This is a genomic window from Collinsella aerofaciens (assembly GCF_028209625.1).
GTDB lineage: Bacteria > Actinomycetota > Coriobacteriia > Coriobacteriales > Coriobacteriaceae > Collinsella > Collinsella aerofaciens_AM.
Window position 1 is genome coordinate 1 of the sequence record NZ_JAQLDU010000003.1, and the last position, 25,135, is coordinate 25,135.

19 protein-coding genes, 1 tRNA gene and 1 pseudogene are annotated in these 25,135 nt (G+C 61.0%); 20 read left to right on the top strand and 1 reads right to left on the bottom strand.

Annotation, left to right across the window (positions count from 1 at the left end):
* Positions 1-105, top strand: a pseudogene (locus PMW70_RS02015) (carbamate kinase); the annotation flags it as partial.
* Between the two features lie 357 nt (positions 106-462).
* Here PMW70_RS02015 and PMW70_RS02020 read toward each other — a convergent pair.
* Entirely contained in the window at positions 463-1,464 is a 1,002-nt protein-coding gene (locus PMW70_RS02020) for a C39 family peptidase (protein WP_271743736.1), read from the bottom strand.
* A gap of 355 nt (positions 1,465-1,819) precedes the next feature.
* Here PMW70_RS02020 and PMW70_RS02025 point away from each other — a divergent pair, with 355 nt between their 5' ends.
* The 19 genes from PMW70_RS02025 (at position 1,820) to mfd (ending at position 25,123) form a co-directional block, all read left to right on the top strand.
* On the top strand, positions 1,820-3,271 hold the full coding sequence (locus PMW70_RS02025; protein ID WP_271743737.1) for an APC family permease: 1,452 nt from the start codon (positions 1,820-1,822) through the stop codon (positions 3,269-3,271).
* A gap of 131 nt (positions 3,272-3,402) precedes the next feature.
* Positions 3,403-4,680 carry a metal-dependent hydrolase family protein gene (locus tag PMW70_RS02030; protein ID WP_117633809.1) on the top strand — a complete coding sequence of 426 codons (1,278 nt, stop codon included), beginning with the start codon at positions 3,403-3,405 and terminating at the stop codon, positions 4,678-4,680.
* Positions 4,681-4,797: 117 nt separating this feature from the next.
* Entirely contained in the window at positions 4,798-6,183 is a 1,386-nt protein-coding gene (locus tag PMW70_RS02035; RefSeq protein WP_271743738.1) for a sensor histidine kinase, read from the top strand.
* 35 nt (positions 6,184-6,218) lie between these two features.
* The gene (locus tag PMW70_RS02040; RefSeq protein WP_271743739.1) at positions 6,219-6,953 is read left to right on the top strand and encodes a LytR/AlgR family response regulator transcription factor; all 735 of its coding nucleotides are present in this window, start codon (positions 6,219-6,221) and stop codon (positions 6,951-6,953) included.
* 92 nt (positions 6,954-7,045) lie between these two features.
* The gene (locus tag PMW70_RS02045; RefSeq protein ID WP_117634430.1) at positions 7,046-7,990 is read left to right on the top strand and encodes a zinc dependent phospholipase C family protein; all 945 of its coding nucleotides are present in this window, start codon (positions 7,046-7,048) and stop codon (positions 7,988-7,990) included.
* Between the two features lie 101 nt (positions 7,991-8,091).
* A complete protein-coding gene (locus PMW70_RS02050; RefSeq protein WP_271743740.1) occupies positions 8,092-9,351 on the top strand; it encodes an MFS transporter in 1,260 nt (419 codons plus the stop codon).
* A gap of 171 nt (positions 9,352-9,522) precedes the next feature.
* Positions 9,523-10,710 (top strand): glycosyltransferase, encoded by a 1,188-nt coding sequence (locus PMW70_RS02055; protein ID WP_117648129.1) that lies wholly within the window; start codon positions 9,523-9,525, stop codon positions 10,708-10,710.
* Complete coding sequence (locus PMW70_RS02060) at positions 10,707-12,050, top strand: histidine kinase (protein WP_117655950.1); 1,344 nt, start codon at positions 10,707-10,709, stop codon at positions 12,048-12,050. The genes PMW70_RS02055 and PMW70_RS02060 overlap by 4 nt, the downstream gene beginning before the upstream one ends.
* 72 nt (positions 12,051-12,122) lie before the next feature.
* Positions 12,123-12,839 (top strand): LytR/AlgR family response regulator transcription factor, encoded by a 717-nt coding sequence (locus tag PMW70_RS02065; protein ID WP_271743741.1) that lies wholly within the window; start codon positions 12,123-12,125, stop codon positions 12,837-12,839.
* 96 nt (positions 12,840-12,935) lie between these two features.
* Entirely contained in the window at positions 12,936-13,403 is a 468-nt protein-coding gene (locus PMW70_RS02070; protein WP_271743742.1) for a YfcE family phosphodiesterase, read from the top strand.
* Between the two features lie 407 nt (positions 13,404-13,810).
* Positions 13,811-13,888 (top strand) — tRNA-Asp (locus PMW70_RS02075).
* A 359-nt stretch (positions 13,889-14,247) separates the two neighbouring features.
* Positions 14,248-14,733, top strand: coding sequence for an RrF2 family transcriptional regulator (locus PMW70_RS02080; protein ID WP_271743743.1), 486 nt, complete (start codon positions 14,248-14,250; stop codon positions 14,731-14,733).
* Positions 14,734-14,754: 21 nt separating this feature from the next.
* Complete coding sequence (locus PMW70_RS02085) at positions 14,755-15,660, top strand: HhH-GPD family protein (RefSeq protein WP_117564952.1); 906 nt, start codon at positions 14,755-14,757, stop codon at positions 15,658-15,660.
* Between the two features lie 114 nt (positions 15,661-15,774).
* Positions 15,775-16,314 carry a rubrerythrin gene (gene rbr / locus PMW70_RS02090; protein WP_055252097.1) on the top strand — a complete coding sequence of 180 codons (540 nt, stop codon included), beginning with the start codon at positions 15,775-15,777 and terminating at the stop codon, positions 16,312-16,314.
* 443 nt (positions 16,315-16,757) lie between these two features.
* A complete protein-coding gene (locus PMW70_RS02095; RefSeq protein WP_271743745.1) occupies positions 16,758-17,240 on the top strand; it encodes a hypothetical protein in 483 nt (160 codons plus the stop codon).
* Positions 17,241-17,316: 76 nt separating this feature from the next.
* On the top strand, positions 17,317-18,672 hold the full coding sequence (locus tag PMW70_RS02100) for a DNA recombination protein RmuC (RefSeq protein ID WP_271743746.1): 1,356 nt from the start codon (positions 17,317-17,319) through the stop codon (positions 18,670-18,672).
* A 127-nt stretch (positions 18,673-18,799) separates the two neighbouring features.
* A complete protein-coding gene (locus tag PMW70_RS02105) occupies positions 18,800-20,602 on the top strand; it encodes an ABC transporter ATP-binding protein (RefSeq protein ID WP_117564954.1) in 1,803 nt (600 codons plus the stop codon).
* 63 nt (positions 20,603-20,665) lie between these two features.
* A complete protein-coding gene (gene nth / locus PMW70_RS02110; protein WP_117839838.1) occupies positions 20,666-21,331 on the top strand; it encodes an endonuclease III in 666 nt (221 codons plus the stop codon).
* A 159-nt stretch (positions 21,332-21,490) separates the two neighbouring features.
* Entirely contained in the window at positions 21,491-25,123 is a 3,633-nt protein-coding gene (gene mfd, locus PMW70_RS02115; protein WP_271743747.1) for a transcription-repair coupling factor, read from the top strand.
* The last annotated feature ends 12 nt before the right edge of the window (positions 25,124-25,135 follow it).

A 25,135-nucleotide genomic window follows, 5' to 3' on the forward strand; every position in this document is an offset into this window, starting at 1 on the left:
ATCAAGTTCGCCCGCTCCCGCAAGGGCCGCACCTGCATCATCGGCGCCCTGGACAAGGCCGCCGAGACCATGGCCGGTCTCTCCGGTACCCGCATCCACGAGTAGTCCCTACTCCGTTGCCTCTCTCGTGGGCGCCAGGCAAAGCGCCCACAAACTAGCCTCTCTTCATGAGCCCCGCAGTCCGCTCCGACTGCGGGGCTTTTGCTATTCACCTAGTCATTGGGGACAGACTTAAATGAGTAGTCCAAAACGGGTGCAGTTTCCTTTGAGGCCCTCAACCGGAAAATGCATCCCGGAAATATGCCGAAAAGTGGCTCTCAGTTTCCCAAGCAGGCCGCTAACGGAAAGCGCATCCCGCTATCGAACTTCAAAGCGGGATGTGCCTTCCGTGCCGGCAGTTCCGGGCAGTCTGGGGCCACTCATTTAAGTCTGTCCCCAATGAGTGCAATGAGTGCCCAATGACTAGTAGTAGGCCCACATGGCTTCGATTTCGTTGAGGACTTCTACGACGCCCCAGCGGCGAGCGCTGCGGCTTTGCGAGTTGGGGTCGTAGACTCCCACCTGATCGGCATCGTCGATGCCCCAGAGCACGATATAGTGTCCAACGCTGGTAAAGGTGCCGGGGCGAACCGATGCGATGATGGGCGCACCCGAGCGCAGCGCCTGGGTGATGGAGCTGCGATCGATATGGAGCTCCGTTCCGTTAAGGCCCAGCTGCCATGCGCCGCGCGTCATAAATGACCATTCGGTGGCGCCGGTGGGGGCATAGTTGCCCGCCTCGGAAAGGGCGCACATATCGACCGGCGTCATATCGGTGTGGCCGGTCTTAAAAATATAGACCATGGTGAGGCAAGTGGGACCGCAAGCGTTTTCGCGAATAGTGCCACCGGCATAGGGCAGCTCCGACCATGCGGGGTCAATTTGGTAGATGTGGGGCATGGTGCCGGCACTCCACTGCGAGCGCGGGGTCGAAAAAGCAAATGAGTAGCCGGGTGCGACGGGAGCTTTAAGCAGCTTGTCCTCGGCAGTGGGCTCAAGACCGGCTGATCCGTGGGAGATACAGGATCCCAAAAACACAAAGACGAGGCAGGCGGCAATGGAGCAAAGCGCAAGGCGTAGGCGGCGGGCCGGAAGCACGTGGCTTGTGGTATGCGACGCGGGGTGAGGGGCGGAATTGCCGCGATCGCGTTGAGGTCGCGAAAAGGAGCGTTTAACGTAGTAGTCGGTCTTACGGCGATCGTAGCGGCGCGGCTGCGATATGTCGGTCTGACGTTGGCGTGTGCTCGTACTCACGCGGTCTGACTGTTGCACGGTACGGCTTTGTTGCCGAGAAGAAGCCCCGGGCTGCTCTTGGGGGCGCTGCTGGTTGCCGTTGTCGGAGGTGCTTCTGGGCGTTGGCGTGGTGCGGCCGGCAAGGCGCACGCTTTGTGGCCGTTGGTCGCCGTCATTGTATCCGTATGCCATTCGAATCACCTTGCCTCGTGTGTAACTTGTCTATCCTACATAAAAAGATGCGCGACACATGGGTATGTGCGCCAAAAGCCTGACAAATGGTATGAACGTTGCCGCGCCGCGCGCCACGCGTCACGGCAACAGGTATTCAAAAGCAGACAAGATGAAAGCGTCCAAGACGAATGACGTCTCCCGCCGTTCGTCCCAAAAACGGCGCCGCTCGTTTTGCAGTTCTGCCTTCGGTCGAGCCTTGGACGGCGCTGCTGTGCCAAGGCCGTATCTTAAAGCCACGAAATAAAAGCGCGCGGTCAGACAGGTCGCGCAAGGGGTGACGCCGGGGGGCGTCAAAAAGGAAAGGAGGGGAACAATGGCGGACAAGAACGCAGAAGTTGCAGTCGAGGACAACGGCGGCATGAAGAAAACGCTTTCGCTCTGGAACTTCTTCACCATCGGTTTCGGTGCCATCATCGGTACCGGTTGGGTTCTGCAGGTCGGCGACTGGATGGTCGTGGGCGGCGGTCCCGTTCCCGCTATGATTGCATTCCTCTTGGGCGCAATCTTCCTCGTGCCCGTCGGAGCTGTTTTCGGTGAGCTCACGGCTGCTATCCCCATTTCGGGCGGCATCGTCGAGTATGTCGATCGTAGCTTTGGCCGTACGATGAGCTACATCACCGGCTGGCTCCTGGCCCTGGGCAACGGCATCCTGTGCCCGTGGGAGGCCATCGCCATCTCGACTCTCGTGTCCGAGATGTTCGGCAGCCTGCCAGGCCTTGAGTGGCTGCGCGCCGTCAAGCTCTACACCATCCTGGGCGCCGACGTTTACCTGTTCCCGACGCTGATCGCGCTCGGCTTTGCAACCTACGTCATCTTCCTCAACTTCCGCGGTGCCAGCTCGGCCGCCAAGCTGCAGGCCTTCTTGACCAAGGCCCTGCTCTGCGGCATGCTGCTCGCCATGGGCGTCTCGCTGTTCACCGGTTCGCCGGACAACGCCATGCCCGTGTTCTCCCAGGTCACCGGTGCTGGTGGCGGCAAGCCCGCTACCGAGGGCACCAGCCTGTTCGCCGGTATCGTGTCGGTCCTGGTTCTGACCCCGTTCTTCTACGCCGGCTTCGACACCATTCCTCAGCAGGCTGAGGAAGCAGCCGAGGGCCTCAACTGGAACAAGTTCGGTAAGATCATCTCCCTGGCCCTGCTGGCCGCCGGCGGCTTCTACATGGTCTGCATCTACTCGTTCGGCACCATCCTCGACTGGCATGAGTTTGTTAAGAGCCCGGTTCCCGCGCTTGCCTGCCTCAAGGGCATCAACATGCTCCTGTACCTGGCCATGCTCGTCATCGCCACGCTTGGACCCATGGGCCCGATGAACTCCTTCTACGGCGCCACGAGCCGCATCATGCTCGCCATGGGCCGCAAGGGCCAGCTGCCCGAGAAGTTCGCCGAGGTCGATCCCAAGTCCGGCGCTCCCAAGCTCGCCTGCGTCGTTCTGGGCGTCATCACCGTCGTCGGTCCGTTCCTGGGCAAGAACATGCTCATCCCTCTGACCAACGTGTCGGCTCTCGCCTTCATCTTCTCCTGCGGCATGGTCGCCCTCGCTTGCCTGCGCATGCGCTTCACCGAGCCCGACCTGCCTCGTCCCTACGAGGTGCCCGGTGGCAAGTTTGGCATCAGCCTCGCTGTCGCTGCCTGCGCCGTCATCATTGGCCTGCTCGTGATCCCGTTCTCTCCCGCCTCCCTCAACATGGTGGAGTGGAGCATCGTGATCGGCTGGCTGGCTGTTGGCCTGGCCCTCATGGCCTTCACCAATTCCCGCAAAAAATAACGCCTAGCCGGGGCGGATCGGGTGCGCGGGGCCCTCTCTCCCGCGCACCGAACCCGGCACCACTTGGGTAGTTTTGTGAGGCCTTAACCCAACGCGGCCTCGCCCACTATATGGATCCATAAGGAGGAACCATGTCCACTAAGTATGCAATCGTTGGCGGCAAGCTCATCGACGGTACCGGTGCCGAGCCGGTCGAGAACTCCCTCGTTCTCGTCGACGACAACGGCAAGATCGAGTACGCCGGCGCCATGCAGGACCTTCCCGAGGGCGTTGAGGTCATCGACGCCGCCGGCAAGACCGTCCTTCCCGGCCTGATCGACACCCACCTGCACTTCTCGGGCAACCTGACCGACGATGACACCGATTGGGTCATGCAGCCACTCCTCGAGAAGCAGGCCGTCGCCGTCAAGCAGGCCTACGACTGCCTCACCCACGGCCTCACCACCGTCTGCGAGATCGGCCGCTTTGGTATCCAGATCCGTGACTGCATCGACAAGGGCGTCTTCAAGGGCCCGCGCGTTCTGGCCACCGGCCTTGGCTTCTGCCGCGTTGCCGGCCACGGCGACTCCCACCACTGCAGCCAGGAGCTCAACAAGGAATCGCACCCCTGGGGCGATCAGGTCGACGGTCCTTGGGATCTGCGCAAGGCCGTCCGTCGTCGCCTGCGCGAGAACCCCGATGCCATCAAGATCTGGGCTACCGGTGGCGGCATCTGGCGTTGGGATTCCGGTCGCGACCAGCACTATTGCTCCGAGGAGATCCAGGCTGTGGTCGAAGAGGCCAAGATGGTCGGCATCCCCGTGTGGAGCCACTGCTACAACAACCACGCCGCTGCCTACGATTCCGTTCGCTTTGGCTGCGAGCAGCTGATTCACGGCTTCGATATCGATGAGCGAACCATGGACCTCATGGCCGAGCAGGGCACCTTCTTCACCCCGACGATCGCCTTCCTGCCCACCTGGTACGCCACCTATCCGCCCGTCTACGTCCCCGAGCTGCACGACAAGTACGAGGGCACCCTGGTCGAGAAGGAGCTGCAGCGCAACTACGACTGCCTGCGCGAGGCCAAGAAGCGCGGCGTCGTCATGACGATCGGCTCCGACTCCTTCTCCTTCGTCACCCCGTACGGCACCTGCTCCATCGAGGAGATGTACGAGTTCGTCGACAAGATCGGCTTCACTCCGGTCGAGACCATCACCTGCGCCACCCTCAACGGTGCCAAGATGTGCCACATCGAGGACGAGACCGGTTCCATCGAGGCCGGCAAGTGCGCCGACCTGCTGGTTGTCAACGGTGACGTCGCCGCCGACATCCACGTGCTCAACACCGACAACATGGACGTCATCATGAAGGATGGCTGGATCGTCGAGGCTGGCACTTTTGGTGAGGCTAACAAATACAGCGCCTAAGATACCGTTTGTCGATGGCTTGATGTAAAACACAGTTTTTGATTGCATAATGCAATGGAGAGGGTCGCTTGCGGCCCTCTTTATTGCTATGGGTGCTAAGGACAAGAGGGGATGACGGTGGATTTAAACAGGCTGATTCTGGGCAAGAGCTACAACTCTACCAAGGTCTTTCGTACGGCCCGGCATGTGGTTCAGGCCATCCTGCTCGGTATTGTCGTTCCGGCGCTTATCCTGCTGCTTATCTGGGATTTAACCGATAATCCCAATCCCGTTCCGGGCGTTGTCGTTATTGCCGGCCTGGTCATGCTGTGCTTCTTTTTCTCGTATGTCTTTGTGGTCCCCGACGACCTCACATCGAGCGCTACCGACCGCACACTCGCCATCGCATCGAAAATATTCGCCTATACGTCGCGAGGCCTTACGCCCGAAGCGGCCCTGGGCGCCTCTAAAATTATCCTGTCCGAGACCATCGCCTCTGCCATCTGCTTTACCGATGGCAAACAGGTGTTGGCAAGCTGGGGCGAGGACTCGGCAAAGTGCCCTGCCGGCACCCCGGTTGTGCTCAAGACCACGCTCAACGTGATCGAGTCCGGCGAGCAGAGTGTATTTTCGCGCGACGCCTCCAATGAGACGGGCGGCTATTTTCCCCGCCTGCGCGCCGGCATTGTCGCGCCGCTTACCGTGCGCGGGCATTGCGTGGGTACGCTCGAGCTGTACTATCCCCGCCTGAGCAGCATCGATATGCGCCAGACGGCGTTGGCCTCGGGTTTTGCCGACCTCATCTCCACGCAGCTCGCCAGCTTTGAGCTCGAGCGCCAGGACGAGCTCACAGCCCGCGTGGAGCTTCGGGCCCTGCAGTCGCAGGTCGACCCGCATTTTCTGTTCAACACCATCAGCACGATCGTGTCGCTCGTTCGAACCGAGCCCGACAAGGCGCGATCGCTGCTCATCGATTTTTCCAATTACTATCGTCAGACGCTTTCTGACTCCGATACGCTCACCACGCTCGAGCACGAGGTGGAACAGGGCACCCGTTATATCAATCTTATGCAGGCCCGGTATGGCGACGGCCGTCTGCGCGTCTCGGTCGATATCGACTTTGAGGTGCGCGATTGCATGGTGCCGCCGTTTATCTTGCAGCCGTTGCTCGAAAACTGCATCAAGCACGCGCAGCGCGAGACCGAGCCGCTTTCTATTCGTGTTAGGGCTTTTGAGACCGATGACGGCTTGGAGATCATCGTCGAAGATGACGGCATCGGTATGAGCGAAGAAGTCTGCGCGCATCTGTTTGAGCAGCATCGCCGAGAGGAGCCCGAGAGCATTACCGCCGACGGCTCCATCAAGCGAGGTTGCGGCCTGGCGCTCTTCAACGTGCTTCAGCGTATCCATTTCTTTTACGGAGAAGATTCCGGCATGCGCGTGGAGTCCCAGGAGGACGTGGGGACGCAGGTTATCGTCGAGCTGAACGGCGAGCCGCATGAGCCGGCGCCGTTGACGGCGTAGCACGCGAGTATATTGAGGAGAGAGAGGAAGCGCACATGTCCGAGGGCTGGAACATCCTGGTGGTTGATGACGAGCCTCCCATCAGGGCTGAGCTACGCTATCTATTGGAGAAGGACGCGCGCGTGGGGCATATTGCCGAGGCGGGCAATGTCACCGAGGCCGTGGAGTCGATTCTCTCGAGCAAGCCCGACGTGTTGTTTTTGGACATCACGATGCCCGGCCGCTCGGGAATTGAGCTTGCCGAGACGCTGCAGAACTTAAAGACGCCGCCGGTGGTTGTGTTTGTGACGGCGTTTGCCGAGTTCGCCGCCGATGCGTATAACCTCGATGCGGTCGACTATATCGTCAAGCCGGTCGAGGATGCACGCCTGTCAAAGGCACTCGACAAGATCGAGGCAGCCTTGGGTGCCCGTCGTGTTGTCCACGCTCCGCGCCAGCCTTTGCGTCTGACGGTGGACCGCGGGGGCAAAAAGGTGTTCATTCCCGCCGCAGACGTTTGCTACTTTGAGGCGCGCGCCGATTTTTGCAACGCCATCTGCGCCGAGGGAACGTACCTGATCAATGAGTCGATCTCTTCGCTCGAGCGTCGCTTGGACTCCGAGGGCTTTATTCGCGTTCATCGCAGCTACCTGGTCAATTTGGAAGACGTGCACAATGTTGAGATTGGCTCCACGGGGTTGATGGAGCTCAGGCTCGACCGCGTGAACTCGACGGTACCGGTGTCCCGTCGTCGTGCCGCCGAGGTCAAGTCGCACCTGGGGCTTGCGTAAGAGGCTTGCGTGCTGTCGTTTACCATCGCAGGTTTGGCATGGGCGCGCGGTGGGCATAATGGGTGGCATCGAATGAAATCGAAAGGATCATTATGCCCGCGCTTATCACCCATCATCTGTTTGGCGAGGAAAGCATCGACCGTCTTCCGCAGGGCGTCATCACGTCCGATGAAGAGCGCATTGCCTTTATCTTGGGCAACCAAGGCCCCGACCCGTTTTTCTTTCACATTCTGACACCGCGTGTTTCCGACTGCACGCTGCTGGCGCAGGTCATGCATCGGTCGCGCATGTCTCGCCAGTTCGCGTGCCTGCGCGACGGCGTGTCGCATCTGCTGCCGCGCGATGCCAGCTTGGGTCGTGCCTTTGCGCTGGGCCTGCTGTCTCATTACGTGCTCGACCGCAACGCTCACCCCTTTGTCTATGAGCAGCAGTTTGGCATCGTGGAGTCCGATTCAGAGCTTGAGGATTCGAGCAGTCAGGTCCATGCCGTGATCGAGAGCGACCTGGATGTACTGATGCTGCAGCTTAAACGCGATGGCGCTACGGTCGACGATTACCCGCCGGCGGGCGAGATCGTCACCACCGATCGCATCAATCGCGTGGCCGGCGTGCTGATGAGCTATGTTGCCGGACGCGTGTACGGCATTGACATTCCGGCGGGGGAGTACGGTGCTGCCGTTGCCAATATGCAGCGACTTTACCGCGCGATTGAGCCGGCCGGCTCCGCAAAGACGCGCGCGATCTCGCTGGTTGAGGGCTTGGTGCACGACTACTCGCTGCTCGACGGCCTTGCGCACCGCGTGACGACCGAGCTGCCCGAGCGTACCGGCAACCTGGGCCACTTGGCATGGAAGAACCCCTTTACCGATGAAGTCTCGACCGAGAGCTTCCCCGAGGTCTTTGACCGCGCGCTGCTCGATTACGAGTGCACGGTTGCCCGCTTTATCGAGACCGGCGATATGGAAGCCGTGACCAACCATGTCAATTACAGCGGTCGCGTGCTCAATGCCGATGAGGAGTTCGACCGCGAGGAATAGGGCTCATGCGTGCCCCTTTGCCGAATCCTTACCGGTGCTTCTGGACAATTGGGGTACGATGAACTAACTGCATATCGGGCAAATACGAAGGGTCCCTGTCCATGAAATACACCAAGCTCGAGCGTAACTGGGTTATGTACGATGTGGGCAATTCGGCCCTCGTGCTGCTCAATACCTCGGTGGTGCCCATTTACTTTAACGCCATCAATACCGGCGCTTCCTCGGCCGACCTGGTGGTCGCTTGGGGCAATGCGCAGACGATCGCCTCGCTGGTCATCGCCATGCTCATGCCCATTCTGGGCGCACTTGCCGACTACGCCGGCAACAAGATCAAGTTCTTCTTGGGCTTCTTCCTCACGGGCCTGGTGCTTTGCCTGGCGCAGGCTATCCCAATGTCCGCCATGGCATTTTTGACCGTGTACGTGCTGTGCACCATCGGCCTTAACTCTTCTATGACGTTCTACGACGCCATGCTGCCTGACATTACCACCGACGAGCGCATGGACGCCGTGTCCAGCTCGGGTTATGCCTGGGGCTACATCGGTTCCACCGTGCCGTTCGTCATCTGCCTGGCGCTCATCATGGGTGGCCCCGCTCTTGGCATCCCCACCATGCTGGCAACGCGTCTGTCGTTTATCATCACTGGTGCCTGGTGGCTCATCTTTACCCTGCCGCTCATTCGCACCTATAAGCAAAAGTACGGTCGCGAGCGCGGTCCCGAGGACACCATCGGCCACATCGTGGGCGGTGTGTTCTCCGAGGTCGGACACACCATGCGCGAGATCGCCCACAACAAGACCGTGCTGGTCTACATGATCGCGTTCTTCTTCTACATCGACGGTGTGCACACGGTCATTTCCATGGCAACCAGCTACGGATCGGCCTTGGGCATCGATTCGACCCAGTTGGTCCTGGCGCTGCTCGTCACGCAGTTCGTGGCCTTTCCGTCCGCCATCATCTACGGCAAGCTCGCCGGCCGCGTGGGCACGCTCAACATGATCTTGGTGGCAGTCGCCGCCTATATGGGCATTGTGCTGTTCGCCGCGTTCTTCCTAAAGACCGCCTTTGAGTTTTGGGTGCTTGCCATTATGGTCGGCCTGTTCCAGGGCGGCGTGCAGGCGCTCAGCCGCAGCTACTTTGGCCGCATTATTCCCAAGGAAAAGTCCAACGAGTACTACGGCTTCTTTGACATCTTTGGCCGCTATGCAAGCGTTATGGGCACCTTCCTGGTGTCGATCGTCACCTCGCTGACCGGCAACCCGTCGCTGGGCGTCCTTTCCATTGGTGTGCTGCTGGTCGTTGGCTTTATGCTGCTGGTCCGCCTGTCCCGCATGACTCGGGCGGCAGAGCATGCCGCATAGGAGTGAGCGGCTATTGTGCCTGTCCACGGTACTCTTTTGGGGTTATCCGCAATAAACATTCTGACTTTCGAACAATGATTAGCCCAAGTGGGTATGATGGAGTCAGCTAGGTCGCGGGGCGTCGCCTGTGTTTGGCGGCGTCCCGTTTTTGTGTTGCAGGGAGGGTAAGGCATGAACGCCACGGTCGTGATTCCAACGTATTGGGCGGGCGATGACGCTCGCGCAAACGCCCCTGGCACCTATGACCATTCGACACGACTCAACGCCGACAATCCCGAACTCGACCGCTGCCTGGCCTCGCTTGAGCAGGTGCGCGACATCCCGCGCATCATCCTTTTGGTGGTCTGTCCCGTTTCTGCCACAGCCGATGTGTCGCTGCGCGTGCACGAGATTGTCGACGCGCATCCCACGCTCAAGGTCACCGTTGTCACCAACACCCAGGCCTCGCGCATCGCAGACCGGGTTGCTCAGATCGCGCCCAAGGGTTCGGGCGAGTGCGTGAGCCTGCGAGGTTACGGTGCCATCCGCAACATGGGGCTGGCCTGCGCTGCGGTGCTGGGGCATGACGCGGTTATCTTTTTGGATGACGATGAGGCTGTCATCGACGCCGACTTTATGAAGCGCGCGACCTATGCGTTGGGGCAGCAGACGCGTCAGGGCTTGCCGATCTTGGTCAAGAGCGGCTATTTCTACGATCGCGACGGCTCGCCGTTGGCTCCCACGGACAAGGCGGGCATCTGCCATCGTTGGTGGACCAAGCGCATCGAGTTCAACCGTTGGATGAAAAAGGCGCTCTCGGGCACCCGCATCTCGCGCTCCAACTACGTGTGCGGCGGCCTGATGGCCCTGCACGCCCGCGCCTTTACGCGTGTGGCCTTTGACCCGTTTATCACCCGCGGCGAGGACTTGGATTACCTCTTTAACATGCGCATGTTTGGCTACGACGTGTGGTTCGATAACGAGTGGACCGTGCGCCATCTGCCTCCGGAGTCCGAAAAGCGCTCACCGCGCTTTATGCAGGATGTATACCGTTGGTACTACGAACGGGCCAAGTTGACGTTCGCCGCGCATCAAAAGGAGCTCATTCCCGTTACGGCGGCATCGCTCATGCCCTACCCGGGCCCGTGGATTTCGCGCGAGCTCGACGACCGCGTGCGCAAGACCGCTATGGTCCGCAGCGTGTTTACCCGCGAGCATGAGGGCTACCTGCGCATCTGGCGCCATGGTATCGACGAGGCAAAGGCCTATGCACGCCAAAACGCTGCAAGCTACCTGCGTTTCCAGAGCTTTTGGCCCAAGATCATGGACGGGCTTTGGCGTGACGCACAACTGATCAGTATCCTGGAGGGGGCCGAATGATCGACCGCCGCGCCCAGCGCGATAGTTCAATATCAATCTTTCGCATCATTGCCGTTGCCTGCGCCATTTGCGTGCTGGTGTACTTTATTTTTGCCCTGGCGACCGGAATCGAGCCGATTGCCACGGTGATTGCCTGCGCGCTGCTGTGCATCTTTCTGTGCATCTTTATCTTTTTGACGCTCAATCCCGATTCGGTGCGCTCCCAGTACACCGAGGAGACGCTCTCGGTGGCCTCGGCCATGCTCGAGGACATTAAGGGCGGTTTGACACAGGAGTCGGCGCGTTTGGTGTGCCAGCGCATTTTGCCCGAGACGCGCGCCATGACGGTGGCCATCACCGATGAGGACAACGTGCTTGCCTGCGCGGGCGAGTTTGAGGAAAAACTACTGCCAGATTCTCCCATCCACACGCTTGCCACACGCTACGTTATCGAACATGGCATCGTGCAGTCGTTCAACCGTATGGTGGATGTCGTGGGCTCGGACGGCTCGCACAACCAAGTCCCCGCCGGCATTATCGCCCCCATCAAGGTGGGCGATCGTACCGTCGGCACGCTCAAGTTCTACTACAAGACCCCGCGCGCCGTCGACCGTACCCAGTACGCGCTTGCCTCGGGCTTTGCCGAGATCTTGTCCACGCAGCTCGCCATCCACGAGCTCGAGGTGCAAAAGGAACTCACAGCGCGCGCCGAGGTGCGTGCGCTGCAGGCGCAGATTAACCCGCACTTCCTGTTCAACACGCTGAACACCATTGCATCGTTTACGCGCACCGACCCGCTGAGGGCCCGCGAACTGCTTCGTGAGTTCTCATCGTTCTATCGCGCCACGCTCGACAACTCGGGATCGCTTATTCCGGTCTCGCGCGAGGTCGCACAGACCAAGCGCTACCTTACCTTTGAGAAGGCCCGCTTTGGCGAGGACCGCGTGCTTGCGACGTTCGATGTGTCCGAGGACGTGGAAGATACGCTGGTGCCGGCGTTCGTGATCCAGCCGATTGTCGAGAACGCCGTGCGTCATGGTATGGGCGATGACGACGCCCTGAGGATCGACGTGACCGTTCACCAAGACGGCGAGGATGCAATCTTGATTGCCGTGGCCGATAATGGCGTGGGCATGGATGAGGGTACCGCCGCCAGACTGTTTGACGAGCGCTCTGCCCGTCCCGACGCCAGCTCTCCCCAGGGTGGCGGCGCCGGTGTGGCCATGCACAATATTTCGGAGCGCATCCATCGCTTTTTTGGGCCGCACTCCTATACGCGTGTCGAATCGGCGCCGGGCAAGGGCACCAAAGTGCTTCTTCATCTTGATTTGTCAGAGAGCATCTTTGACATTCAAGAGTAAAATAAAAGGCTACGGGCTCAACGTCATGCGACGGATGCCCGGCGTAGTTAGTTGACGAAAGGTTTTATCCCTATGCTGCGTGCGATGATTGTGGATGATGAGGCGCCGGCTCGCTCGGAGCTTCGCTTCCTGCTCGAGCAAACGGGCAAGATCGGCACGATCACGGAGGCGTCGAGCGTCCGCTCCGCCATCGAGATGCTTATGGAAAGTCGCGTGGATGTCGTGTTTCTCGATATCTCGATGCCCGGTGCCTCGGGCCTGCAACTTGCCGAGGCGCTGCATAAGCTCAAAAATCCGCCGGCGATCGTGTTTGTGACTGCGTATAGCGACCATGCGGTCGAGGCATTCGACGTCGATGCCGTCGATTATCTGATGAAGCCTGTCGAGGAAGCTCGCTTGGATCGCGCGATCGAGAAGGTCATGCAACGCGCCAAGCCGGTTACGGACAGCAAAGTGACCATCGAGCGTATCCCGGTGGAAAAGGGCGGCCGCAAGGTGCTCATTTCCGTGGACGACATCCGCTTTATCATGGCCAAGGACGATTACTCCTGCATCTATACCGTCGATGATCGCTTTTTGTCGACGACCTCGCTGGCGCAGTTTGAGGCCAAGCTCTGCGACTTTGGCTTCTTCCGTGTTCACCGCCGCTATATCGTCAACTTGGCGTGCGTTACGGACGTCGAGACGGTGCCCTCGGGCGCCATCCAGCTGGGCATTACGGGCGTCGACGAACGCGTGCCGGTTTCGCGCCGCCGCGTCGTGCCGCTCAAGAAGGCCTTGAGTCTCTAGCGCACTGGCCCCGCAGCCCTGTAGACCCATCGTCTGCGGAGCCGTGGGGCCTTTTTTGTATGTATCTGCCGAATCGTTTTTTGCGGAAGGGATCCCATGAACAGTGCAAGCGCCAAGCGTATCGACATCATCTCGGACACCCACGGCTATTTATCGCCTGCGCTCTTGGATGCGCTTGAGGGCGCAGACCTGATCATCCACGCCGGCGACCTCACGTCAGAGATGGACTACGAGCACCTGTGCACCATCGCCCCTGTACGGGCCGTATTGGGCAACAACGATTACTACCGCGACTACGGCCCCGATGTAGACCGTCTTGCGCTCTTTACCTACGAAGGCCTCAAATTTGCCGTAGCCCACTACCGCGAAGACCTTCCGGTGGGATCCGTAGACGTAGCCATCAACGGCCACACCCACGTAACCAAAGAAGCCCAGGTGGGCCGCTGCCTAGTCCTCAACCCGGGCAGCGCCAGCTACCCCAGAGGCACCCGAGGCCCCACCATGGCCAGAATGCTAGTAAAAGACGGCAAGATCCTAAGCATCAAATTTATTGATCTAGAGTAACCACAACAAAAGCGGGGGATGCAGATGCGTCTCCCGTTTCCATTTGAGCCAAAGGCAGAGCTTCAACAAAAACAATCAGACCAACCCCGCCGAGGAGCACGCGGGCTAGCCGCGCAGCGGCGCACGCCCGCAAAACTGGTTGAATAATGTGACGGCAGGGAGGGTCTCCGGGGCTGGGGGCGGGGGTTAAGTTTGTCGCGAGTTCCGCACGCAAAGGAAAGCACTTAATGTGCTTTCCGTCTTGCGCAGGACTGTAGAGCAGCAAACTTAACCCCCGCCCCAGCCCCGGAGACCCTCCCGGATGGCCCCAAAAATTTTTTCAAAAAAGTTGTTGCGCGCCGGACAGACTTCTGTGTATACTAATCCCCGCAGCGCACGCGAGTGGAAACAAACGCGAACGACTGCCTGGGGAGTTAGCTCAGTTTGGTTAGAGCGCCGGCCTGTCACGTCGGAGGTCGCGGGTTCGAGCCCCGTACTTCCCGCCAACGCAATTAAAGCCACGTCTTCGGACGTGGCTTTTTGCGTTTGATGCACTTTGTTTCGATAGAACGATCGCCCTGGTGCATCTTCGCCCAGAATCCCCGCGCCTTCGGGAACGCAAGTAAAATCGAATAAGTATATCTGTCTGAACAACAGCTTTGTTGCGCAACACCTGTTCAACGAGACAGGGGGTTAGGTTATACTAAATTGCACTGTAGGCCGCATCTGATGCATTTCGCTCCAAGCGCGGCACTCAGTGGATATCCTATTTATCATTTGGATGTCCTAGCGGTCATTTAGCGTCTCGACACAAGCTCGGCCCCGGAGCTCGTTCGAGCTGTTCGTATTCCTTGAAAGGGGAAAAATGGGCATATCGAGGAAGACTGATTACGCCCTTCGTATGCTGGCGATGCTTGCCGAGGATCCGGAGCGTTTGCTTTCTGTTCGCACCGCTGCCGAAGAGGTCAATGTTCCGTATTCGTTTGCCCGCTCGATTCAGCACGGTTTGGTCCAGGCCGGTATTGTGGAGAGCCTGCGTGGCGTCCACGGTGGCATGCGTCTCAAGGTCAGTCCGGACGACGTCACTATCCGCCAGGTCGTCGAGGCCGTTCAGGGCCCTATGGTTATGAACGATTGCACCGCGCCCGATGGTGACTGTGCGCGCATGGGCGCGTGCTGCTATCATCCCCTGTGGGCCGGAGCCCAGGCGTTGATGCGCGACTACCTCGATTCCGTTTCGCTCGGCGACATCGTCGCTCACCGCCAGTTCCCGGCCGTCGATCCCAAGTTCGCCGACCGCGAAGCGTTTCCCGAGTACGCCACCTGCGCGTGCGCTTACCGGGAGGAATAGCGCCGCATAAGGAGTATAGCCATGATTCAGGACCCCTTTCGTTCGATGATTCGTTCGGAAGGGGTCCTGCGTTATCGCGACCTTCCGTGGCGCCGCACGCGCGATCCGTACATCATTTGGCTTTCCGAGGTCATGTTGCAGCAAACACAGGTGCCACGCGTGGAGACGCGTATGCCGGCGTGGCTCGATCGCTTTCCGACTGTGCAGGCACTTGCGCAGGCGGCGCCCTCGGACGTTTTGGACGCTTGGCAGGGCATGGGCTACAACCGACGCGCTCTGGCGCTCCACAAGGCCGCTCAGCGCGTTGTGGAGGACTGGGACGGTGAGTTTCCGCGTGAGACGCGTGACTTGGTCGCTCTGCCTGGTATTGGCCCGGCAACGGCGCAAGGTATCCGGTCGTTTGCGTTTGACCTTCCAGGCGTGTATCTGGAGACCAACGTGCGCACGGTCTTTCTGCATCACTTCTTTCCCGATGTACCGGCTGTTCCCGACCGCGAGCTGGTGCCGCTGATTCAGGCGGCCTGTCCGGCGGTCCCCGGTGCGGCGACCGACGAGATCGCTCCCTTTGCCGTGCCACTCGATGATGCCGACACGCCACGTGCGTGGTATTACGCGTTGCTGGATTACGGCGCATATCTAAAAAAGACGTTGCCCAATCCGTCCAGGCGCTCGGCGGGCTATAGCCGTCAATCAAAGTTTGAGGGCTCACGTCGCCAAAAGCGCGCGCATATCGTGCGCATGTTGCTGGCAGCGCGCGATGGCCAACCGGCGGGGATTACGCTTGCTGATGCCGTGGTGGGCGTTAACGATATGGAAGCGGCGGCTGGGCGCGGGCCGGTCGAGCGCGAGCTTGTCGCGGGCATTCTGGCCGACCTGGAGCGTGAGGGCTTTTGCCGAGCCGAGGGCGATCGCTGGCTGAGCATTTAGCCCGTGGAAATCTGAAGAACAGGATTGTAAGGTTTAGATTTCCGACATGAGGGCATCCTAAAGACGAGGCCGCTCGAAGCCTACGGGCGGCATGCGTTGAAGGGAAGTACACCTATGGATTTTGAGAATTCCCAAACCAAGAAGAACCTCGAGACCGCTTTTGCCGGTGAGTCCCAGGCACACACCAAGTATCGCTACTATGCCTCCAAGGCAAAGAAGGACGGCTACGTTCAGATCTCGAACATCTTTGCCGAGACGGCTGGCAACGAGTCCGAGCACGCCAAACTGTGGTTTAAGTATCTGCACGATGGCGCCGTCCCCGATACCCTGGACAATCTGCGCGATGCCGCCGCGGGTGAGAACTACGAGTGGACCACGATGTACGACGAGTTCGCCAAGACCGCCGAGGAAGAGGGCTTTGCCGAGATTGCCGCAAAGTTCCGCGGCGTCGCTGCTGTCGAGAAGGCTCACGAGGAGCGCTACAACAAACTCGTCGAGCGTATCGAGTCGGGCGAGGTGTTTGAGCGTGAGGGCGTGAAGGTGTGGAAGTGCCTGAACTGCGGACATCTGCACGTTGGTGCCGAGGCACCTGAGGTGTGCCCGGTGTGTAACCACCCCAAGGCGTACTTTGAGGAGCAGGTGGTGAACTACTAGCGCCGATACGAACGTGGACTGCGGAGCGCAGGGCGGGGAAATACCTTTCCCTCCCGCTCACGGCTCCGCAGGGTCGCGCGAGGCAAAGGTATTTCCCCGCCCTGTGCTCCGGCGTTGGGTCGTCGCGTGCTCGATACAGAAAAGCTGATAAAAAAGGTTGTGTGCCGCCCCTTTTTGGGGCGGCACGTTTTTGTGGGGTCCCGGTCTCCACAGTTTTCGTCAAGCTATTGGTTAGATTTTGGTCAGTTGGCGTAAGGGTGGAAGGCCAAAAGATTGTTGGCGAAAAAAGCTCAGAGAAAGTGCTGGTAGGGGAGTTGTTGAGCTTTTCGACAGCTTTTGAGCAAAAGAAACTTTGTGGCTATTGCCGGCGATTGCGTTGTCGCGGTCATGGCGGTGCGGGATGCTGGTCGTAAGCGTCGAATGCTCCGATTTTGGAGGCCAGCATGGATCTGTTTCTTGAGACTCCGCAGCAACAAGCTGAGCGCATGCTGCGTCAGCAGCAACGACTCATGGAGATGCAAATGCAAGGGGTTGCCAACCAGGCGCCCGTGCAAAACGTCGTGCCCGCTGCTGTACCTGCAGCTGTGCCCGGGTGTGAATCGGCGCCAGAGGCCTATTCCGTACAGCAAGATTCATATGCGCAGGAGCTCGCGTTCGACAAGCATCGTGCGCGTCGCCGTCGCTGGGCCCAGCGCCTGCGTACGTTGGCGATGATCGTGCTCATCCCGTTGGGGCTTGCGGCCATCTTTCTGGCGTCGTATGCCCTCACGTGCATCCTCAACGGTGCATCGCCCAACGAGGTGCTCCAACATCTAGCGGCCCTGGGCCAGCGCCTAGATGACGTCATAACAACCATCCGCGCCGGCTGGGAGAGTTTGCGTTTTAGCGTCCGCGGCTCTAAGAGAAATTTGTCTGCAAGGCAGTGAGTGATCCGTGTGTGTGGCGGGGTAAGATTGATCGCGGTTTTGATTGATGATCGATTGGGTTTGTTGGGCGGAGTTTATGTCTGCAATTGATATTGCACTTATTGTGATTGCTTTGGTGGCGGTGGGGGTCGCTGCGGCCTGTGCCCTGCAGCTCAAGGGCCTTCGTGCCGAGTTGCGGGAGCGTGGCGACAGTAGCGCGGAAACGCTGGCAGCACTCGAGCAGGCCAACAACGCGCTCGATGCCCTGAACGTCGCGCTGGCCGAAACACGCCGCACGGCCAATGCCATCGCGCAGCAGCAGACGACCGATGCGGCCGTGGAGCAGCAACGTTACCTGGCCATCGCACGCGAGTTCTCGCAAGCTGGTGACCGGATGGATGACCTGCGCCGTGAGACGGCCCAACAGCTCGGCGCCAATCGCGAGGGCATCGAGCATCGCCTGGACAAGGTGCGCGAGACGGTCGATGCTCAGCTGGGCGCCATCCGCAAAGACAACAACGTGCAGCTCGATCAGATGCGTGCGACGGTGGACGAGAAGCTCTCTCGCACGCTCAACGACCGTCTGTCTGCATCGTTTAAGCAGGTGAGCGACCAGCTCGAGGCCGTGTACAAGGGCCTGGGCGACATGCAATCTATCGCCACTGGCGTGGGCGACCTTAAGCGCGTGCTGGGTAACGTCAAGGCGCGCGGCATTTTGGGCGAGGTGCAGCTGGGCGCGATCCTGGCGGATATCCTCACACCCGATCAGTATCTGGAAAACGTTGCCACCAAGCCCGGCGCCTCGGAGCGTGTTGAGTTTGCCGTCAAGCTGCCGGTAGACGAGGGCGACCCCGTACTGCTGCCGATTGACTCCAAATTCCCGGGCGACGCGTACGAGCATCTGCTCGATGCCCAGGAGTCGGGCGACGCGGATGCCGTCGCCGCCGCGCGCAAGACGCTTGACGCTATGGTCAAGCGTGAGGCAAAGGACATCTGCGAAAAGTATCTGAGCGTGCCCGTGACCACCAACTTTGGCATCATGTTCGTTCCGTTTGAGGGGCTGTACGCTGAGGTCGTCAGCCGCCCCGGGCTTATCGAGACCCTGGGCCGCGACTATCATGTCAACGTTGCCGGCCCTAGCACCATGGCGGCCATTCTCAACAGCCTGCAGATGAGTTACCAAACGTTTAAGCTGCAAAAACGCACCGACGATGTACTGCGCGTGCTCTCCGCTGTCAAGGCCGAGCTGCCGCGCTATCAAAAGGCGCTGCGCCGCGTCCAGCAGCAGATCGAGACCGCGGGCAAAACGGTCGAGGGCATCATTACCACGCGCACCAACGTCATGGAGCGCAAGCTCAAGGACATCGACGCGCTGGAAGACGCCGGCCAAGCCGATGAGATCTTGGGGCTCACGCCCGCGGGCTTTCCCACAGACCAAGAAGACGAGGACTAATTGCAACAAGACGGCGGGGCGCCGGCGCAAACGCGGATGCCCCGCTGCTTTTCGCATCGTGCTTGCCTGAAGTGCGCTTCAATGTGCAACAATGGCGTTTCGCCCTATCAGACGCGAAAGGAAGCCCATGTCTCAGAGAAGCACCAGCCCGCTCAAACGCTCCACCGTGCGCCGCACGCTACAGCGTTTTTGGGATGTCACGCGCACGCAGCCGCTGATTGTCTTTCTCTCGGTGTTCTCGTCGGCGGGCTACATCTTTTTGCTGACGTTTGCCAATACCTATGTGATGGCCCTCATTGTCGACCGCGTTCAAGCCGGTCCCGTGGCGGGTGACCAGGTGTTTGAGGTCTTCGGTCCCTACATTCTGGCGCTCGTGCTCGTCAACCTGGTGGGCCAGATCCTCTCCAAGCTGCAGGACTACACCGTCTACAAGCTCGAGATCGCGGGCAACTATCACCTGGCGCGCCTGTGCTTTGACACACTCTCCAACCAATCCATGACATTCCATACCAGCCGCTTTGGCGGATCGCTTGTGAGCCAGACAAGCCGTTTTATGAGCGGCTACACCGGTCTGGTCGACGTGACGGTGTATTCGCTCATCCCCACCATCACCTCGGTCATCTGCACCGTGGCCGCACTCGCCCCGGTGGTGCCGACGTTTACCGTGATCCTGGTGTGCATCATGGTCGTCTACATCGCGTTTGTCTGGCTTATGTACAAGCGCATCATGCCGCTTTCGGCCGCGACGTCCGCCGCCCAGAACAAGCTCTCGGGCGTGCTCTCCGACGCGGTCACGAACATCTTGGCCGTCAAGACCTGCGGGCGCGAGGACTTTGAACGCGATCTGTTCGACGCCGCCGATCGTGCCGCGCGCGACGCCGAGACGGTCTCGATGCACGCCATGATGCAGCGCAACTTTACGACCTCGGGCCTTATCGTCATCACCATGGCCGTGGTGAGTGTGTTCGTGGCGGGCGGCAACGCGTGGTTTGGCATCTCGGCCGGCTCGCTCGTCATGATCTTTACCTACACCTATAACCTCACCATGCGTCTGAACTACGTAAGCTCCATGATGCAGCGCATCAACCGCGCGCTCGGTGATGCGGCCGAGATGACGCGCGTGCTGGACGAGCCGCGTCTGGTGGCAGACGACGAGAACGCTCCCGAGCTTAAAGTGACCGAAGGTGCGATTGATTTTGAGCACCTGAGCTTTGCATATCGTGACGCCGCGGCGGGCGAGAACGTGTTCGACGACCTGACGCTTCACGTGGCGGCGGGCCAGCGCGTGGGCCTGGTGGGTAAATCGGGCTCGGGCAAGTCGACGCTCACCAAGCTGCTGTTGCGCTTGGACGATGTGCAGGGCGGCCGCGTGCTCGTGGACGGCCAGAACGTCTCGCGCTGCACGCAGCAGAGCCTGCGCCGCCAGGTTGCCTACGTGCCGCAGGAGGCGCTGCTGTTTCACCGCTCCATTCGCGAAAACATTGCCTACGGTCGTCCCAACACCACCGACGAGCAGATTCGCGAGGCCGCGCGCCTGGCCAATGCCCTGGAGTTTATCGACCGCTTGCCCCGTGGCTTTGACACCATGGTGGGCGAGCGCGGCGTTAAGCTCTCGGGCGGCCAGCGTCAGCGCGTGGCTATCGCCCGCGCCATCCTAACCGACGCGCCGATTCTGGTGCTCGACGAGGCGACCTCTGCCCTCGACAGCGAGTCCGAGGCGCTGGTGCAGGAGGCGCTCGAAAACCTGATGCGTGGACGTACCTCCATTGTGGTGGCGCACCGCCTGTCCACCGTGGCGGCGCTCGACCGCATTGTGGTGCTGGCCGATGGCGAGATTGTCGAGGACGGCACGCATGCGCAGCTTGTCGAGGCGGGTGGCGAGTACGCGAGCCTGTGGGGCCGCCAGACCGGCGCATTCTTGGAGGCGTAAGCGTCTCGGACGTGGGACAATTGTGCCCATAAGTTTATTGTGCCGTTGAGCCGAGGAGTCGTTATGCCACGCGAGACCAATGCCGCCAAGCGCGAGCGCGCCATCGAGGTGTGTGAGCGCCTCAACCGTCGCTATGGCCCGGTCGAGTGCTTTTTGGACCACGAGAATCCCTTCCGCCTGCTGATCGCGGTGCTGCTCTCGGCACAAACGACCGATGCGCAGGTCAACAAGGTGACGCCGCGGCTGTTTGCCCAGTGGCCCACGCCCGAGGCCATGGCCGGGGCGAGCGTAGCTGACGTGGCGGACACCATCAGGTCACTCGGCTTCTACAAGAGCAAAGCCAAGCATGCCGTCGAGGCCGCGCAGATGATCGTCGCCGACTATGGCGGCGAGGTGCCGGCCGACATGAAGGAACTCGTGAAGCTGCCGGGCGTGGGACGCAAGACGGCGAACATCGTGCTCAACGTGGGGTATGGCATCGTAGAGGGCATTGCGGTGGACACGCACGTCAACCGCATTGCGCACCGCCTGATGCTGAGTCCCAAGACGCATGCCAAGGAACCGCTCAAGACCGAGCAGGATCTGCTCAAGATTTTGCCGCACGAGTATTGGGAGTCGGTCAACCATCAGTGGATCACCTTTGGCCGCGAGATCTGCGACGCCCGCAAACCCAAGTGTGACGAGTGTCCGCTGGCAGATTTGTGCCCCAGCGTGCGCGTAGCGGGGTAGGGCGGAACGCATCTCCGTCTGGCGTTTTTGTTGCGGGGCTGGGCGTACGCTTGAGCTGGAGTCCTCTCCATGCGCTACCATGACAGACAATGTATTTGACGTACGACCCGCCGAGCTTGCCCCGGCGGGCTTTTGGCGTTGCGATGCCGGAGGAACAGCATGCTCATTCACCGTATAGCCGCGCAGCTCTACACTGCCGAGGCCTTGCAGACCGTCGAGGCCGGACTCGATGCCGGCGAGGACGTGACGCTGGCCGTGTCGCAGTCGGGCCGTACGCTCATGGCGGCCGCCCAGTTTGCGCGTCGTCCGCGCCCCACGGTCTATATCGTGAGCGGCGAGGACGCGGCCGATCGTGCCGCCCGCAGCCTTGCCGCCTATGTGGGGCTGGCGCACGTGTGCCGCTTCCCCGAGCGCAAGGACTATCCGTGGCGCGAGCAGGCGCCCGACGACGTCGTGGTGGCGCAGCGCTGCGAGGCGCTCGGGCGCATCGTGCGCGGCGACAACTGCATTATGGTCGCCTCGGCCCGCGCACTGCTGCGCTGCGTGCCGCCGGTCGAGAGTCGCTACTGGGAGTCCACTACTTTTGCGGTGGGCGAGGAGATTCCCTTTGACGAGGTGCCGCAGTGTCTGGTGGGCATGGGCTACACCAATGCCGGCGCCGCCGACGCGCCCGGCCTGTTCCGTGTGCACGGCGACACCGTCGAGGTGTTTCCCGCGCAGGAAAAGGCGCCCGTGCGCATTGAATTTTTCGGCGACAAGATCGACCGCATCCGCCGCATGGTGGGTTCCACGGGCCAGACCATCGGCAACGAGGACAGCATCGAGATTTTCCCCTGTCGCGAGCTCGCACTCACCGACGACGCCGTCCACAACATGCATGTGGCGCTCTATCGTGCCAGCCAGGACGACAGCAAACTGGCGGCGCTGCTCGAGATGGTGGATGCGCGCATCGTCACGCCCGAGCTCGATCGCTTTTTGCCGGTGATGTACGGCCAGACCGTGAGCCCGCTGGCGCACGTGAGCGGCAAGGCGCTCGTGGTGCTGTCCGAGCCGCGCTCGCTGTTCGACGATTGCCTGCGTGCCTACGAGGATATCGAGGCACGTGCCGGCGAGGCGGGGGTCGACCGTCTGGACGGCCTGTACGTGCGTGCCCAGCAACTCGACTTTGGTGCCCAGCAGCGCCTTAACTACGTGAGCTTGATTCGTGCCGGCGGTGCGGTGACGGCAGAGCTCAAGATTGAGCAGCCGGCCATCGCGGGCTCGGACAATCGCTTTATGACGCGCATCCAGGAGGTCGTGGGCAAGCGCTATGCCTGCGTATTTGCCATCCCCGACCGCGGTGCGCGCGAGTCGATGGAGCTCACCTTTGGCGATGAGGGTATTACTTTTGAGGAGTCGCTGACGGCCGCGCCCGAAAACGCGGGCGCTATTGGCGACCGTGTGCGCGTGGCAGCGGCGGATTCTGCCGATCGTGCTGTCCGCCAGGATGCTCATGCTGCAATTCGCGAACGCAAGGCCGACGCGCTCAACGCCCGCTCGCTCGAGGCAGGTGCCGCCCAGGCTGCCGCCGGCGCCACCGTGCCCACCATCTCGCGCGGACGCGTGACCTTTGTCGATGCCGCCTTGCCGCAGGGCGTGGTGGTGCCCGATGCCAACCTGGCCGTGTTCTCGATCGCCGACCTCAACGCCCGCATGGACGCCAACCGCGCGCGCAGCCGCCGCAAGGTGGACATTACGCAGATCACGTTTCCGTTTAAGCCGGGCGACTACGTGGTGCACGCCACTCACGGCATCGCGCTCTTTAGCGAGATCGCGCGCCAGGAAGTGGGCGGCAAGGAGCGCGACTACTTTTTGCTGGAATATGCCGACGGCGACAAGCTCTACGTGCCGCTCGAGCAGGTTGACCGCATCACACGCTATGTTGGCCCCGACGGCGACAAGCCGCGCCTGACCAGGCTCAACACCGCCGACTGGACGCGCGCCACCAACAAGGCGCGCAAGAACGCCAAAAAGCTGGCGTTTGACCTGGTCGATCTGTATACGCGCCGCTCTTCGATTACCGGTATCGCTTGCCCGCCCGACACGCCCGAGCAGATCGAGATGGAGCAGAGCTTCCCCTACGACGAGACGCGCGATCAGCTGGAGGCCATCGCTGACATTAAGGCCGATATGGAGGCGCCCAAGCCCATGGACCGCCTGCTGTGCGGAGACGTGGGCTTTGGCAAGACCGAGGTCGCCCTGCGCGCGGCGTTTAAGTGCGTGGACTCCGGTCGCCAGGTCATGGTGCTCTGCCCCACGACCATTCTGGCCCAGCAGCACTACGAGACGTTCTTTGAGCGTTTTGCCCCGTTTGGCCTTGAAGTCGAGGTACTCAGCCGCTTTCGCACGCCGGCGCAGCAAAAGCGCGCGCTCAAGGCATTTGCCGAGGGCACGATCGATGTGCTCATCGGCACGCATCGTCTGCTTTCGGCCGATGTGAACCCCAAGAACCTAGGCCTGGTAATCATCGACGAGGAGCAGCGCTTTGGCGTGCAGCACAAGGAGCAGCTCAAGAACCTGCGTGAGCAGATTGACGTGCTTACGCTTTCGGCAACGCCTATTCCGCGAACCATGCAGATGGCCACGAGCGGCGTGCGCGACATGAGCCTGATCACCACGCCGCCGACTGGGCGTCGTCCCGTGATCGTGCACGTGGGGGAGTACGACCCCGATGTGGTGAGCGCGGCGATTCGCCTGGAGGTGGGCCGCGGCGGCCAGGTGTACTACGTGTCCAACCGCGTCAAGACCATCGACGACGCCGTGGCGCGCGTGCACGAGGCCGCGCCCGAGGCGCGCATGGGCGTGGCGCACGGAAAGATGAGCCCGCGCGAGGTCGAGGACGTGATGATTGAGTTCGCGACCAAAAAGATCGACGTGCTCATCGCCACGACCATCGTGGAGAGCGGCATCGACAACGCGACCGCCAACACGCTGATCATCGAGGACTCGCAGCGCTTGGGTCTGGCACAGCTCTACCAGCTCAAGGGCCGCGTGGGTCGCTCTGCCACGCAGGCCTACGCGTACTTTATGTTCCCGGGCGAGCTGCCGCTCACCGAGGAGGCCACGGCGCGCCTGACTGCACTTTCCGAGTTCCAGGACCTGGGCAGCGGCATGCGTATCGCCATGCGCGACCTGGAGATTCGCGGCGCCGGTTCGCTGATGGGCGCTGAGCAGCACGGCAACCTGTCGAGCGTGGGCTTTGATCTGTTTACGCAGATGTTGGGCCAGGCCGTGGCCGAGGCGCGCGGCGATGACGACGCCGGCGTGGAGGCGGCGAGCGTGGGTATTAATCTGCCGGCCGATTACTTCTTGTCCGAGGAGTACCTGCCGGCGGTGGACCAGCGCGTGCTCGTGTACCGCAAGCTCGCAGCGGCCGAGGACCTGGAGAGCATCGACGAGGTGCAGGAAGAGACCGAGGCCGCGCATGGCGAGCTGCCGTTGGCGGGACTCAATCTGTTCAACCGCGCGCGTATCCGTATCCGCGGCGAGCGCTTGGGGCTCGAGAGCGTCACGCTCAGCGGCGGACGCATCACGTTTTTGGGCGTCGACGTGCCCAAGAAGGTGGCCTTTGAGTTTAAGAATCGGTACGGCGCGGTGAACTTCCCCAAGAGCCGCAAGCTGTCGGTGCCCTATAAGGCGGGCGCCGGTGCGGGCAGCGGCCTGGGTCGCGGTCTCGATGCCAACGACGGCGCCGGCCCCGTGGCGGCCACACTCATGCTGCTGCAGCAGCTGGGCGCTACTGACGATGACTAACAAGTAAGTCGG

Excerpts from the sequence above, each read along its gene's own strand:
- PMW70_RS02085 (WP_117564952.1), top strand. The coding sequence starts at position 14,755 with ATGATTCAGGACCCCTTTCGTTCGATGATTCGTTCGGAAGGGGTCCTG.
- PMW70_RS02045 (WP_117634430.1), top strand. The coding sequence starts at position 7,046 with ATGCCCGCGCTTATCACCCATCATCTGTTTGGCGAGGAAAGCATCGAC.
- PMW70_RS02030 (WP_117633809.1), top strand. The coding sequence starts at position 3,403 with ATGTCCACTAAGTATGCAATCGTTGGCGGCAAGCTCATCGACGGTACC.
- PMW70_RS02020 (WP_271743736.1), bottom strand. The coding sequence starts at position 1,464 with ATGGCATACGGATACAATGACGGCGACCAACGGCCACAAAGCGTGCGC.
- nth (WP_117839838.1), top strand. The coding sequence starts at position 20,666 with ATGCCACGCGAGACCAATGCCGCCAAGCGCGAGCGCGCCATCGAGGTG.
- PMW70_RS02080 (WP_271743743.1), top strand. The coding sequence starts at position 14,248 with ATGGGCATATCGAGGAAGACTGATTACGCCCTTCGTATGCTGGCGATG.
- PMW70_RS02060 (WP_117655950.1), top strand. The coding sequence starts at position 10,707 with ATGATCGACCGCCGCGCCCAGCGCGATAGTTCAATATCAATCTTTCGC.
- PMW70_RS02070 (WP_271743742.1), top strand. The coding sequence starts at position 12,936 with ATGAACAGTGCAAGCGCCAAGCGTATCGACATCATCTCGGACACCCAC.
- PMW70_RS02040 (WP_271743739.1), top strand. The coding sequence starts at position 6,219 with ATGTCCGAGGGCTGGAACATCCTGGTGGTTGATGACGAGCCTCCCATC.
- PMW70_RS02065 (WP_271743741.1), top strand. The coding sequence starts at position 12,123 with ATGCTGCGTGCGATGATTGTGGATGATGAGGCGCCGGCTCGCTCGGAG.
- mfd (WP_271743747.1), top strand. The coding sequence starts at position 21,491 with ATGCTCATTCACCGTATAGCCGCGCAGCTCTACACTGCCGAGGCCTTG.
- PMW70_RS02105 (WP_117564954.1), top strand. The coding sequence starts at position 18,800 with ATGTCTCAGAGAAGCACCAGCCCGCTCAAACGCTCCACCGTGCGCCGC.
- PMW70_RS02025 (WP_271743737.1), top strand. The coding sequence starts at position 1,820 with ATGGCGGACAAGAACGCAGAAGTTGCAGTCGAGGACAACGGCGGCATG.
- PMW70_RS02055 (WP_117648129.1), top strand. The coding sequence starts at position 9,523 with ATGAACGCCACGGTCGTGATTCCAACGTATTGGGCGGGCGATGACGCT.
- rbr (WP_055252097.1), top strand. The coding sequence starts at position 15,775 with ATGGATTTTGAGAATTCCCAAACCAAGAAGAACCTCGAGACCGCTTTT.
- PMW70_RS02100 (WP_271743746.1), top strand. The coding sequence starts at position 17,317 with ATGTCTGCAATTGATATTGCACTTATTGTGATTGCTTTGGTGGCGGTG.
- PMW70_RS02095 (WP_271743745.1), top strand. The coding sequence starts at position 16,758 with ATGGATCTGTTTCTTGAGACTCCGCAGCAACAAGCTGAGCGCATGCTG.
- PMW70_RS02050 (WP_271743740.1), top strand. The coding sequence starts at position 8,092 with ATGAAATACACCAAGCTCGAGCGTAACTGGGTTATGTACGATGTGGGC.